Annotated in this window: 10 protein-coding genes; 8 read left to right on the forward strand and 2 right to left on the reverse strand. The window is 58.1% G+C overall.

Annotated elements, in window-relative coordinates:
* Positions 1–91: 91 nt before the first annotated feature.
* Both WCG50_RS03890 and WCG50_RS03895 read right to left on the reverse strand, forming a co-directional pair.
* Positions 92–4,141, reverse strand: coding sequence for a multicopper oxidase domain-containing protein (locus tag WCG50_RS03890; RefSeq protein ID WP_336898260.1), 4,050 nt, complete (start codon positions 4,139–4,141; stop codon positions 92–94).
* Between the two features lie 369 nt (positions 4,142–4,510).
* Entirely contained in the window at positions 4,511–4,684 is a 174-nt protein-coding gene (locus tag WCG50_RS03895; protein WP_336898261.1) for a hypothetical protein, read from the reverse strand.
* 35 nt (positions 4,685–4,719) lie between these two features.
* Between WCG50_RS03895 and WCG50_RS03900 the strand changes: the two genes are divergently transcribed.
* The 8 genes from WCG50_RS03900 to WCG50_RS03935 all read left to right on the forward strand — a co-directional run bounded on the left by WCG50_RS03900 (position 4,720) and on the right by WCG50_RS03935 (position 13,230).
* Positions 4,720–6,015, forward strand: a complete 1,296-nt coding sequence (locus tag WCG50_RS03900; protein ID WP_336898262.1) for an acetyl-CoA hydrolase/transferase C-terminal domain-containing protein — start codon at positions 4,720–4,722, stop codon at positions 6,013–6,015.
* Positions 6,016–6,089: 74 nt separating this feature from the next.
* A complete protein-coding gene (rfbB, locus tag WCG50_RS03905; RefSeq protein ID WP_336898263.1) occupies positions 6,090–7,151 on the forward strand; it encodes a dTDP-glucose 4,6-dehydratase in 1,062 nt (353 codons plus the stop codon).
* Between the two features lie 3 nt (positions 7,152–7,154).
* The gene (gene rfbD, locus WCG50_RS03910; RefSeq protein WP_336898264.1) at positions 7,155–8,063 is read left to right on the forward strand and encodes a dTDP-4-dehydrorhamnose reductase; all 909 of its coding nucleotides are present in this window, start codon (positions 7,155–7,157) and stop codon (positions 8,061–8,063) included.
* Between the two features lie 2 nt (positions 8,064–8,065).
* Entirely contained in the window at positions 8,066–8,974 is a 909-nt protein-coding gene (gene rfbA, locus WCG50_RS03915) for a glucose-1-phosphate thymidylyltransferase RfbA (protein WP_336898265.1), read from the forward strand.
* Positions 8,974–9,519 (forward strand): dTDP-4-dehydrorhamnose 3,5-epimerase, encoded by a 546-nt coding sequence (gene rfbC / locus WCG50_RS03920; RefSeq protein WP_336898266.1) that lies wholly within the window; start codon positions 8,974–8,976, stop codon positions 9,517–9,519. Before rfbA ends, rfbC begins: the two co-directional genes overlap by 1 nt.
* Positions 9,520–9,546: 27 nt before the next feature.
* Entirely contained in the window at positions 9,547–10,566 is a 1,020-nt protein-coding gene (gene galE / locus WCG50_RS03925) for a UDP-glucose 4-epimerase GalE (protein ID WP_336898267.1), read from the forward strand.
* A 63-nt stretch (positions 10,567–10,629) separates the two neighbouring features.
* Positions 10,630–11,721 carry an NDP-sugar synthase gene (locus WCG50_RS03930; RefSeq protein WP_336898270.1) on the forward strand — a complete coding sequence of 364 codons (1,092 nt, stop codon included), beginning with the start codon at positions 10,630–10,632 and terminating at the stop codon, positions 11,719–11,721.
* A gap of 48 nt (positions 11,722–11,769) precedes the next feature.
* Positions 11,770–13,230 (forward strand): mannose-1-phosphate guanylyltransferase/mannose-6-phosphate isomerase, encoded by a 1,461-nt coding sequence (locus tag WCG50_RS03935; RefSeq protein WP_336898268.1) that lies wholly within the window; start codon positions 11,770–11,772, stop codon positions 13,228–13,230.
* Positions 13,231–13,446 lie beyond the last annotated feature (216 nt).

A 13,446-nucleotide genomic window follows, 5' to 3' on the forward strand; every position in this document is an offset into this window, starting at 1 on the left:
TGTCTGACTCCCAAATATTGAAACCGTTTGTCTGTTTGCAGATCCACCTCAGAAGAGGCAGATCTTACTAGGCTGGCTATGGTGCTTGCGCTTACTTCGCCCTTACTGTGATGGTAGAAGACGTGGAAGTTCCGTCCAGGCTAGTAGCGACCAGCTTAAATGTGTACGAGGTACCGCTAGTCAAGCCAAACACCGTGGTACCTGTACTGCCAGGTGCGAATGTCGCGGTGTGGTTCAACCACGTTAGCGTCATACCCTTCACGTTGTTATTGTTTCTTGGGTCATTGGCCCAAGTCAGGGAAATTGTTGAGCCAGACAAGCCATTGATCGCAGCAGCAGTGGAACTGCCCGCCAATCCCACAGGCGCATAAGCTGTGCCGTTGAACAGGCCAATGGTTGCCGCCATCGTGGTTCCGTTCAAGGTCGTGGCCGACACCTGGAAGGTGATGGCACCCGCGGCCAAGTGGGACAAGGTGGCCGTACAAACACCTGTCAATGGGTCACAAGTAGATGCCGTTGCAACACCGTTCACCAGGTAGCCGGTAGCGCCTGCCACGGCAGTCCAGCTTAGGGTTGCAGAGTTGATGCCGTTTGCATTCACGGTCAAGCCAGTTGGCGCTGCAGGGCCTGTCAGTGCAGGCGCTGCTTTTGGTGCTAATGGAGCCACCACAGGAGCAGGGGCAACTTGCACAACCGACACGCCGCCTGCAACAGAGTCACCAGCCGCGTTGTAAGCCACGACCGTCGCACCGCTTAGATCCCGATTGGGAACGGCATCAACCCAGCTGGTCATATTGGCAAGTGCATCACCAATCTTGGTTTGCCCGATCATGATTTTGAAACCAATTTCATTCTTGGCATTGGCAGTGGGCTCTGCGTAGACTGCGTTGGTCCCCGCTGTGGGGATGCCTTGCAAGTCCACACCACCATAAGGCGTGGTGTCGGTCCAGGTCACAGTATTGCCAGCTATAACTATGTTGGTAGGTGCATCAGGCACCACCACTGTGGGGTGGAACACAAAAGGACGCATAAAGTCGAACTCTTCGTGACCCAGGATGTGGCAATGCCAGACGTATTCATTGTCAAAGTTGGTGACCACATTGGCGTATGGCAAAGCAGGCGCCTGACCAGACGTGGGATCAAGCTGGGTAAAACCAAGTTGTGAATTTTCTGCCTGTGCGGGGTCCAGCAAACGCGAGCTTTTGGGTATGCCGAAGGGTGCCACAGGGCGCGAGGCCCTCACCGCCACATACACGTCTTCCAGTGGGTTCATGCGCAGGGTTTCTTTCCAGCCCAGTTCATTGGCCTCTGGTGGTTTGATCACGCCATCCCAGCCCACACGGTTAATCACCTGCACGTTCACCAAGTGGAAGTGCACGGGGTGGTCATCCACGCCGTTGTGGGTGATTTTCCAGATCTGTGTCTCGCCTTCCTTGATCGCGTCCAGGCGCTCTTCCGGATGGTCGATGTAGCTCAGCGGAATCGTGGTGGCAACGGTAGCGGTGGAGAAAGGCAACTCCACGGCCAGGGTTGCGTTCATCCGGCCAAAGACGGGATCAAACAACTCTTGAATCGCCTTGTTGATCACGGGCAACGTTTTGACGACGCCGTTTTTTACGTAGCTAAATTGCCCTGTGTTCAAAGCGCCGGAACCGGTTCCAATGGCAGCGTAGTTATTAATTTCGTTGGTGCCAAACGGTGCGTTGTAAGCCACGGCTGGAATCAGCGGTGCGGGTTGCGTTGCGGCATAGGCCGCAGGCAACGCTTGCGCTAGGGCAGCAACGTTCAGAGGAGCCGCTGGCGTAATGGCGTTCACCTTGATCTGCATGAAGGTGCGGGTGTTCGGTCCATAGCCAGGTGCGACGTCATAGGCACCACCGGCAGCGGTGTTGTCACCCATGCCGGTATAGTAGTCAATGCGCGGGTCGAAGCCCGGCATCGGCGCAGGTGCGTCGTTGTAAACGATGAGCGTCTTGCCCGCATATTGCGAGAAGTCCACCAGCACGTCAGCGCGTTCTGCCGGCGCCACCAGCAGTGCATGGTGCAATATGTTGAAAACGGTGATGCTGCGCACATCGGTTTCATAGGTTGTGGGCTGCGATTTCCAGACGGCAGGCGCAGGCAGCAAACCGCCTTCGCTACCAATTTGAACAATGTCAGGACCCGCAGTGGCTGGGTCCGGCGCGCCGCCAACACGGCCATCCACAGGCCAGTTGGCCGGGTATCCAGGGCTTGGCACAGCGGGGACCATCTTGACTTCAGTACAAGTGGCCGGCAATGAAGCTCCACCGCCAGGGAATACGGTCAGGTCACCAGTGGGGCCGTAGCCGTTACCAGGGATAAGTACACCATTAGGGCTGCTTGATGGCACGCTGCCTGGCGCTTTGGGTGTGGTGTTGGCGGCATTGCACAAATTGCCTTCGGCATCCACGGCCTGGTAGAGGCTCAGGTTCAGTGCGCGGTCGTTGGAGGCGTTCAGTATGCGCAAGCGGTAAGACTTGGGGTCCACAGTCATTGTGGGGTAGACCTTGCCATTGACCATGGCAGTGTCCATGAACGATTCAGGCGTAGTTGTCACGTCTCCGTAGTCACCGGAGGGCAAGGAGTATTGAGCCGGGAACACAGGCCAGAACCAGGGGCCCCAGTCCCAACGACCCACTGGGTTGGTGCCGTCAATGGAGTTTGGATCCTGGTTTGTCTCATACACATGGGGAAAGAACAGATCGCCCTCTTGACCCCAGTGGTTCAGATCCCACTTGGCATCCTGCGACTGCGACGTTGTTCCATCCGATGCCTTTGCATTGGCGCCGATGTTCTTGGGCACAAATCCCTTGTCCTGGAATACCAGGGGAATGCCGATGGTGTCCAGCAAGCCGGTCGCCAGGCTGCCAACGGTGGCGCCGGTGGTCGTGCCCAGCGCGCTGGAAACCATCTTTAGTTCCACGGGGTCAATCACCACATAGCCTGCGGCAACGCCTTGGTACACGTTCAGACGGGTCAGACCATAGGTATGGTCATGGTAGAACATGAACCTACCACTGAGGTTATTCGGGAAGAAAAAGGTGTATTCGCCATCACCCGGTGCGGCCATGTCTGGCACGCCCACAGAAGAGTCGCCCTTGCCCATGCCGAACGGATGATTTGCATCGTGTCCCAAGGTATAGGAAATATCGTTCGCTGGCGCAATCCACTGGTGCGGAGTACCGTCGCTGATCCAGGGTGTGTCGCCACCATGCCAGTGAATGCTGGCGCGGTTTTGGCCCATTTTCACGGGAATGGGTTTTCTGGCCGAGTCCAGGATCAGGTTGCCAGTAGCGTCTTTGGCAAAAATCTGTGCGCCTGTAGCATCGAGCACCGGGCCACCACCGGGGATGGTTTCATCCACGGGGATGGGCAGATCGCCACCGGTTCCATTCCATGAGCCCACCGACTTACCGGTCGCATCGGTGTACGGCAGGTAGTTAGTCAACTTGATCCGCATCGGCGTACCCTTGGAGGCGACGATGACCGGGCCCAGGTAATGCGGCTTGTGAACGAAATAAACTTGCTGACCTTGGGCGTCCAGGATCGGCGTGACGCCGTCCGGGTAAAACGCCTTGATGTGCTCGCTGGCAATCACACCGGAAGCGTCGGTCTTCCCAACTTGCGCAGCGGTTTCAATCTGCACATAACCGCGCAATCGTGTTGCTTTGGCCAGATCACTGTGCATTTTTTCGGTGTATTCCACGATGGCCAACTCAAGGTAGTCATCTGCGGTTTGCAGGCCGGAAGCGGGATTTTTCCAGTTGTGCACTTGCATGGCAACCGGGATACCAGATTGCAGGTCCGAATCGCCTGGCAAGTTATCCAGGCCGTTATAGGCCCCGCCAATGGAGTCCACAAACTTGCGTAGTGGCTTGCCCGTATCTACCGTGAGGGTGTCACTGATCGCTTGTGTGGCCGGGTCATATGCGGGGTGGATTCCTGAAGGACTGCTCGCGAAGTAAGTTGGAACGCTGATCGTTTTACCTGCCACATCGGTGTTTTGACCGAAAGCACTATTGGCTCGCGCAAGGTTCGCCGGAAACTGTGCCGTCATCACCATCACAAGTGCAGCTACCACTGGATTTAACGCGAAAGAACTGCTTTGGACTTTTTTCATATTTTCCACTCCTGAAATTTGGCTATTTGTGAAAACTTCGAACGATCGAATGCATTGATTCAAAGCAAGCGATTTGCAATGTCCGAATGGACCATTAGCAAAAGCTTGCGTTTACACAAGCCATGACGCAATTTTTGCACTTGGTTACAGAAAAACACTTGTTTTCGAAATCATAAAAACCCCAAACCTGTGACTTATTCCCCATTTTTGAGAATTTGAACGCCAAATTTCTTGATTTTGATAACCAACAGCGCGGATAGCCTCCATGTCAGGTGTAAGTTAGTAGTAACCCTTGGCAGACCGCCCAGGCCAAAAGTAAGCAAGCGATACGTTGATTTGCAACAAGCGAAGCCAAAAAGGGTGAATATTTCAAATACCGTCTTTGATTTGCGTCAAATGCAAATGCTTTCGCAAAACCGAGATGCGCCAATCTGACCATTGCCCTGAGCCTGGCCAATCAGTCAACCTTTCGTCTTTTTCTAGCCTCACTTTGTCAGCCCCGCACAATTTGTCTGGACTACCATCGAAGGCTGCTGTATTCATATCAACACTCCACCAGATAGGGCACGAAGCGCACCATGTCATTCCAAGACCTGTACCAAAAAAAACGCGGCACCGCCGAAGATGCTGTTAATTTGATCAAAGACGGTGATTTCATCGTCGTCCCGACCGCCGTGGCCGAGCCCCCAGCGCTGCTGACAGCACTCTCGGAGCAGCGTTTGCGTTTTCGAGACGTCAAGGTGGCGCAGATTTTGGCCGTGCGCAAATATGGCTACATCGACCCCGAAACGGTTGACCATGTGCGCCACGTAGCGTTTTTCTATGGTGCCACCACGCGGCCCGGCGGCCTGAACGGTTGGGTTGATTTCATCCCAAGTTATTTCTCTGAAATGCCAAGCCTGATCGAGCGCGGTCAGATTGCGGCGGACGTGGTTTTTTCCATGGCCTCGCCGATGGACCAGCACGGCTATTTTTCGCTCAGCCTGGGCGCTGATTACACGATGGCAGCGGTGGCCAAGGCCCGCGTCATTGCGCTGGAAGTGAACCCCAATGTGCCGTTTGCCAATGGCAATTGCCTGGTACACATTTCTCAGGTGTCTGCGCTCATTGAGCGCGACGAGCCGATCATGGAAGTGGGCTTGCCCAAAATTGGCCCGGTGCAGCAGGCCATTGGCAAGTACGTGGCCGACATGATTGACGACGGCTCTACGCTGCAGATCGGCTACGGCGGCATTCCCGATGCGGTGGTGATGCAACTCACCGCCAAGCACGACCTGGGCATTCACACCGAAATGATTGGCGACGGCATTTTGACGTTGATCGAAAGCGGCGCCGTGACCAACCGCAAAAAGAACTACCTGCCCGGCAAGATGGTGGCCACCTTTGCGCTCGGCTCAAAAAAGCTGTACCAATTTATGGACCGCAACCCGGCACTTGAAATCCACCCGGTGGACTTCACCAACGACCCTTACCTGGCCGGAAAAAACGACAAGCTGATGGCCATCAATGCCACGCTGCAAATTGACTTGCTGGGCCAGTGCGGCTCCGAGAGCCTGGGCCATGTGCCCTACTCCGGCACCGGCGGTCAGGCTGACTTTGTGCGCGCGGCTAACCGCTCACGCGGCGGCAAGGCGTTTATCGTGCTGCCAGCCACGGCCAAGGACGACAGTATTACCCGCATCGTGCCCACGCTCACCCCCGGCACCCACGTCAGCACCAGCAAGAACGACATCAATTATGTGGTGACCGAGTTTGGTGTGGCGCAGTTGCGCGGCAAGACCGGCAAACAGCGCGCGCAAGAGATGATCTCGATTGCGCACCCCAGCTTTCGCGCCGAACTGACTGAAGCGGCCAAAAAGATGAACCTGCTGTAACGATTACGCAATAGTTGCGGGGTGTGTCATGGTGATAATCACGGCAGTATTCATATTGCAGGGACACAAATCACATGACCATCCTCGTTACCGGCGGCGCCGGCTTCATCGGCAGTAACTTCGTTCTCGACTGGCTCCGAGCCTCTGACGAGCCGGTCATCAACCTCGACAAACTCACCTACGCCGGCAACCTGCAAAACCTGGCCTCACTCGACGGCGATGCGCGCCATGTGTTTGTGCACGGCGATTTTGGCGATGCCGCGCTGGTTGCCCAGTTGCTGACGCAGCACCAACCGCGTGCGGTGGTCAATTTTGCCGCCGAGTCGCATGTCGACCGCTCCATCCACGGGCCGGGCGAGTTCATCCAGACCAACATCGTGGGCACCTTCAACCTGCTCGAATCGGTGCGCGCTTATTGGGGCGCGTTAGATTCCACCGAAAAGGCTGCGTTCCGCTTTCTGCACGTCTCCACCGACGAGGTTTATGGCTCCTTGAGCAAGACCGACCCGGCCTTTACCGAGACCCACCGCTACGAGCCCAACAGCCCGTACTCGGCCAGCAAAGCCGCCAGCGATCACCTGGTGCGCGCCTACCACCATACCTACGGCCTGCCGGTACTCACCACCAACTGCTCCAACAACTACGGGCCGTTCCACTTTCCAGAAAAGCTCATTCCGCTGATGATCGTCAACGCACAGGCCGGCAAAGCGCTGCCGGTGTATGGCGACGGCCAGCAGATTCGCGACTGGCTGTACGTTACCGACCACTGCAGCGCCATCCGACGCGTGCTCGAAGCTGGCCGTTTGGGCGAGGTTTACAACGTGGGCGGCTGGAACGAAAAACCCAACCTCGACATCGTGCACACCGTGTGCGCTTTGCTGGACGAACTCAAACCCCGCGCCGACGGCAAGCCGTACCAAGAGCAGATCACTTATGTCACCGACCGCCCGGGCCACGACCGCCGCTACGCGATTGATGCCCGCAAGATCGAGCAAGAACTGGGCTGGAAACCGGCCGAGACCTTTGAGTCGGGCATCCGCAAAACCGTGCAGTGGTACCTGGCGCACCCCGAGTGGGTGGCTAACGTGCTGAGTGGCGGGTACCGCGACTGGGTGACAAAACAATACGGTAATTAAGTTATGAAAATTTTGTTGTTTGGCCGTGGCGGCCAAGTGGGCTGGGAACTGCAACGGTCTTTGAGCGTGCTGGGTGACGTGGTGGCGCTGGACCACGATGCGGCCCACAACCCAGATCAACTGTGCGGCGACTTTAGCGACCTCGCTGGTTTGGCCGAGACCGTGCGTCGGGTCCAACCCGATGTGATCGTGAACGCTGCGGCGCACACGGCGGTCGACAAAGCCGAGTCCGAGCCCGACCTGGCCCGCACGATCAATGCGCTGGCACCCGGCGTGCTGGCGACCGAGGCGCAAAAACTGGGCGCCTGGCTGGTGCACTACTCCACCGACTACGTGTTTGACGGCAGCGGCCAACAACCCTGGTGCGAGTCTGACGCCACCGGCCCGTTGAGCGTCTACGGCCAGACCAAACTTGAAGGTGAACTTGCGGTGGCCACCTGCGCCAAGCACCTGATTTTCAGAACCAGCTGGGTCTACGCGGCACGGGGCGGCAACTTTGCCAAGACCATGTTGCGCCTGGCTGGTGAGCGTTATGTGCTGACAGTGATTGACGACCAGTTTGGCGCGCCGACCTCGGCTGAACTGCTGGCCGATGTGACGGCCCATGCGCTGGTCAAAGCCCTGCAGCAACCCGAATTAGCCGGGCTGTACCACTGCGTTGCCAGTGGCGAAACCAGCTGGCACGGCTACGCCAGCTACGTGCTGGCGCAAGCCCAGGCGCTGGGCTGGGCACTCCAGGCCGGGCCCGCACAAGTGATGCCCACGCCCACCTCCAGCTACCCGACACCGGCGCAGCGGCCTTTGAATTCGCGCCTGAACACCAAACGCCTGCAAAGCGCGTTTGGATTGACGCTGCCCCACTGGCAGCAAGGCGTGGCGCGCATGCTCACAGAAATAACAGGGAAACAATAACCATGACCACTCCAACGACTGCCAACACCAAGGCACGCAAAGGCATCATCCTCGCTGGTGGTTCGGGCACGCGCCTGTACCCCGCCACGCAAGTCGTCAGCAAGCAACTGCTGCCGATCTACGACAAGCCGATGATCTATTACCCCTTGAGCGTGCTGCTGCTGGCAGGTATTCGCGAGATTTTGGTGATCTCCACCCCGCAAGACACGCCGCGCTTTGAGCAACTGCTGGGCGATGGCAGCCAATGGGGCCTGAAACTCAGCTACGCCGTGCAGCCCTCGCCCGATGGTCTGGCACAGGCATTTTTGATTGGCGAGTCGTTTCTGGATGGCGCCCCGAGTGCGCTAGTGCTGGGCGACAACATTTTTTACGGCCACGACTTTGCTGGTCTGTTGGACAGCGCCAATAAACAAACCCATGGCGCCACCGTGTTTGCCTACGCCGTGCAAGACCCCGAGCGCTATGGCGTGGTGGAGTTCAATGCCAACGGCCACGCCATCAGCCTGGAAGAAAAACCCACCAGCCCGAAGTCGCGCTACGCCGTCACCGGCCTGTATTTTTATGACACGCAGGTGGTGGAACTGGCCAAACAGGTCAAACCCTCGGCCCGAGGCGAACTGGAAATCACCGACCTGAACCGGCTGTATTTGGAACAAGGCTCGCTCGATGTGCAAACCATGGGCCGCGGCTATGCCTGGCTTGATACCGGTACGCATGAGTCGATGCTGGAAGCCAGCCAGTTCATCTACACGATTGAAAACCGCCAGGGCCTCAAGGTGGCCGCGCCCGAAGAAATTGTGTGGCGTCACGGCTGGATTGACGACGCCCAACTGAACAAGCTGGCCTTGCCGCTGGCCAAGTCCGGCTACGGCCAGTACCTGCTGCGTTTGCTCAAAGAAAAGGTCTATTGATGAAAGTGACGCCCTGCGCCATTGCCGATGTGCTGCTGATCGAACCCCGCGTATTTGGCGATGCACGCGGCTTCTTTTATGAGAGTTTTAATCAGCGCGACTTCGCCCAAGCCACCGGGCTGGACCTGCAGTTTGTGCAGGACAACCACTCCAAGTCGGCCCAGGGCGTGTTGCGCGGCCTGCACTACCAAGTGCAAAACCCGCAAGGCAAGCTGGTGCGGGTCACCGCCGGTGAGGTGTTTGACGTGGCGGTGGATATTCGCCGCGACTCACCCACGTTTGGCCAATGGGTCGGCGAGATTTTGTCGGCCGACAACAAACGCCAGTTATGGGTGCCACCGGGTTTGGCCCACGGTTTTGTGGTGCTCTCGGAGCATGCCGAATTCTTGTACAAAACCACCGATTACTACGCGCCAGAGCATGAGCGCTGCATCGCCTGGGACGATCCGACGCTGGCGATTGACTGGCCAGCCATGGCCAGCGCACCCAAGCTCTCAGTCAAAGATGCCGTTGGCACCTCTTTCCTGAGTGCCACCGCTCTTTAACCCCTACTTAAAAAGACAGCACCTACCATGGCCATGATTCTTGTGACTGGTGGCGCGGGCTATATCGGCTCCCACACCTGCGTCGAGTTGCTCAACGCGGGGTATGAGGTGACCGTGTTTGACAACTTTTGCAACAGCCAGCCCGAGGCGCTGGCGCGGGTGGAACGCATCACTGGCAAGAAACCAACTCTGATCCAGGGCGACATTCGCGACCGCGCTGCACTGGTGACGGCGCTAAAGCAAAGTGGCGCCACCGCCGTGGTCCACTTCGCGGGTCTGAAAGCGGTGGGTGAGTCGGTGCAAAACCCGCTGGCCTATTACGACAACAACGTAGTCGGCACCGTGCGCCTGCTCGAAGCCATGACCGAGTGCGGCGTTAAAACGCTGGTATTCAGTTCATCCGCCACCGTCTATGGTGACCCGCAGCGCCTGCCTTTGACCGAAGACCACCCGCTGTCCACCACCAACCCTTACGGTCAGACCAAGCTGGTGATTGAGGACATGCTGCGCGATCTGTTTCGCAGCGACCCCACTTGGCACATTTCAATCCTGCGCTATTTCAACCCGGTGGGGGCACACGCCAGCGGCCTGATCGGCGAAGACCCGCAAGGCACGCCCAACAACCTGCTGCCGTTTGTGGCGCAAGTAGCCGTCGGCCGCCGCGAGTTTCTGAATGTATGGGGCGATGACTACGCCACCCCCGATGGCACCGGCGTGCGTGACTACATCCATGTGGTGGACCTGGCACTGGGCCACTTGAAGGCGCTGGAGCGTTTGCAAAACCAGGCCGAATGCCTGGCCATCAATCTGGGGACAGGCGTGGGCTACAGCGTGCTCGACATGGTGCGTGCCTTTGAGTTTGCCAGTGGCAAACCGGTGCCGTACAAGGTGGGCCCGCGTCGCGCGGGTGACATCGCTTCGTGCTACGCCAACCCGGCGCAAGCACTGGCCTTGTTGGGCTGGCGTGCCGAGCGCGGGCTGGAGGCCATGTGCACCGACGCTTGGCGCTGGCAAAGCGGCAACCCCAATGGCTACGCACTGAACTGATTTCAATACAACCAGGGACAGTAAAAATGAACACAAAAGTAGAGGTACACCATGGCTAAAGGCATGATTCTGGCGGCGGGGCAAGGCACCCGCGTTCGCCCCCTGACGCGCGATTTACCCAAACCGATGGTGCCGATTCTGGGCAAACCCCTGATGGAATACCAGATTGAACATCTGGCGCGCCACGGCATCACCGAAATCATGGTCAACGTGGCTTACCACCACCAAAAGATCGAGCGCTACTTTGGAGATGGTCACCGCTGGGGCGTGGAAATTGGCTACTCCTACGAAGGCGTGCTGGACCACGGCGACATCCTGCCTCGCCCTATGGGCTCGGCCGGTGGTATGCGGCGCATTCAGGACTTTGGCGGCTTCTTTGACGACACCACGCTGGTGCTGTGCGGCGACGCCCTGATTGACCTGGACATTGGCGCAGCCCTGCACGAGCACAAAACCAAGGGCGCCATTGCCAGCGTCGTGGCGCTGGACGTGCCGTTGAAAGATGTTCAGGCTTATGGCATTGTGGTGGGAGCACCTGACGGCCGTATTGAATCCTTCCAGGAAAAACCGTCGCCTGCCGATGCCAAATCAACCTTGGCCAGCACCGGTATTTATATTTTCGAGCCTGCGGTGCTGGATCTGGTGCCACCCGGTCAGATCTATGACATTGGCTCGCAGTTGTTCCCGCAACTGGTCGAGAAAAAACTGCCTTTTTATGTGCAAAACCGGTTTTTCAATTGGATCGACATCGGGCGTGTGAGTGACTACTGGTCGGTATTGCAGCGCGTGTTGCGCGGTGAAATCGCCGAAGCCGAGATGCCTGGGCGCCAGGTTAAACCGGGCATCTGGGTTGGGCTCAACACCTCGATTCCCTGGGACAAGGTGACGATTGAAGGGCCGGTTTACATTGGCGCCAACACCCGCATTGAACCCGGCGTGACTATTACCGGACCGGCATGGATTGGGCACGGTTGCCACCTTCGCACCGGTGCCAAAGTAGTGCGCAGCATTTTGTTTGAGTACACCCGAATTGCTGCCGACATGCGTTTTAACGAAATGATTGTTTCGCCCGACTACTTGGTGGACCGCCATGGCGACACGCTGTACCGCGGTGATGACACGTCCCAATTGCGCTGGGGCGATGCGCGGGCCTGATCGCTTGTGCCCGCTTCGCCTCCTCCCACTTTATTGATTGCTCACCCCATGTTGATTCAACCTGTCGTTTTGTCTGGCGGCTCCGGCACGCGCCTGTGGCCCCTGTCCCGCGAAAAATACCCCAAGCAACTGCTGCCCCTGATTGGTGATGACTCCCTCTTGCAAGCCACGGTGCGCCGTGTCGAGGGCATTGCTGGCGTCGAACTGGCCCCACCCATGGTGGTGTGCGGTGAGGAATACCGTTTTGTCATCGCCGAACAACTGCGCCTGCTCGGCAAGCCGGGCATCATTGTGCTCGAGCCTTTAGGACGAAATACAGCTCCAGCCCTTACGCTTGCTGCGCTAGCAGCTATTAAAAACGGAGCAGATCCAGTCTTACTGGTGATGCCGGCAGACCACGTGATCACCAACCTCGCGGCGTTCCAGAGCGTGGTCAGCCAGGGTTCTGCGCTGGCGGCGACCGGCGCGGTAGTGACGTTTGGCATCACGCCTGACGCACCAGAAACCGGCTATGGCTACATCCAGTCTGGCGCGGCTTACGTTGGCGCCTCGGACGGCGAAAAATCAAACGCCAGCCTGATCGCCCGTTTTGTTGAAAAACCAGACCTAGCCACGGCCCAGACTTACCTCGATGCCGGCTCTTACCTCTGGAACAGCGGCCTCTTCATGATGCGCGCCTCGGTCTGGCTGAGCGCCATGAAAGCATGCCGTCCAGACATTCTGACCGCCTGCCAAACGGCCTGGGACCTGGGCTCCACCGACGGTGAGTTTGTGCGAGTGGGCAAGGAAGCGTTTGCCAACTGCCCCGCCGACTCGATCGATTACGCCGTGATGGAGCGCATTGCAGCCGGGTCTGATTCGGGTCTGCTGCCGCCCGGCGTGGTGATTCCCCTGAGTGCGGGTTGGTCTGATGTGGGTGCTTGGGATGCGCTGTGGCAGGTACTGCCCAAAGACGACAGCGGCAATGTGGTGCAGGGTGATGTGCTGCTGCAAGACTGCAGCAACACGCTGGCGCTCTCTGAAGGCCGCCTGATTGCCTGCGTCGGCGTGAACGATCTGGTGGTGATTGAAACCGCCGATGCGATTTTGGTCGCGCACAAGGACAAGACCCAGGACGTCAAGAAAATCGTCGACATCCTGAAGAAACAGGGCCGTGCTGAAGGCTCGGTTCACCGCAAGGTGTTTCGCCCTTGGGGCTCTTACGACGGCGTCGATGCCGGTGAGCGCTTTCAGGTCAAGCGCATTGTGGTCAAGCCGGGCGGCATTTTGTCGCTGCAAATGCACCACCACCGCGCCGAGCACTGGATTGTGGTCAGCGGCACCGCCCGCATCACGCGTGGCGAAGAGGTTTTTTTGTTGTCCGAGAACCAGTCCACATTCATCCCTCTGGGCACCACGCACCGCCTGGAGAACCCCGGCCGCGTGGCGCTGGAGATGATCGAAGTGCAGTCAGGCTCTTATTTGGGCGAAGATGACATTGTCAGGTTTGAGGACGTTTACGGGCGTTAAGTTTCCCCACTCACCCGCAAACCCTCTCGCTCTCTCCGGGCGAATGAGGCTTGGAACAGCTATTTGGCCTACGCTATAAACGGGGGGAAAGCCTCCGTTTGTGAGTGCCGATGAACACTCGCAACGGCTTGCAGGCTCAGGACGGTGTGGCACTCAGCGCTGTGAGGTCAAGGGGGAGGCCGAAGGCCGGAGGACACGAACAGCGCTGAGTGCCGC

This window comes from Rhodoferax sp. (assembly GCF_037143375.1).
In the GTDB taxonomy this organism is placed as follows: Bacteria; Pseudomonadota; Gammaproteobacteria; order Burkholderiales; family Burkholderiaceae_C; genus Rhodoferax.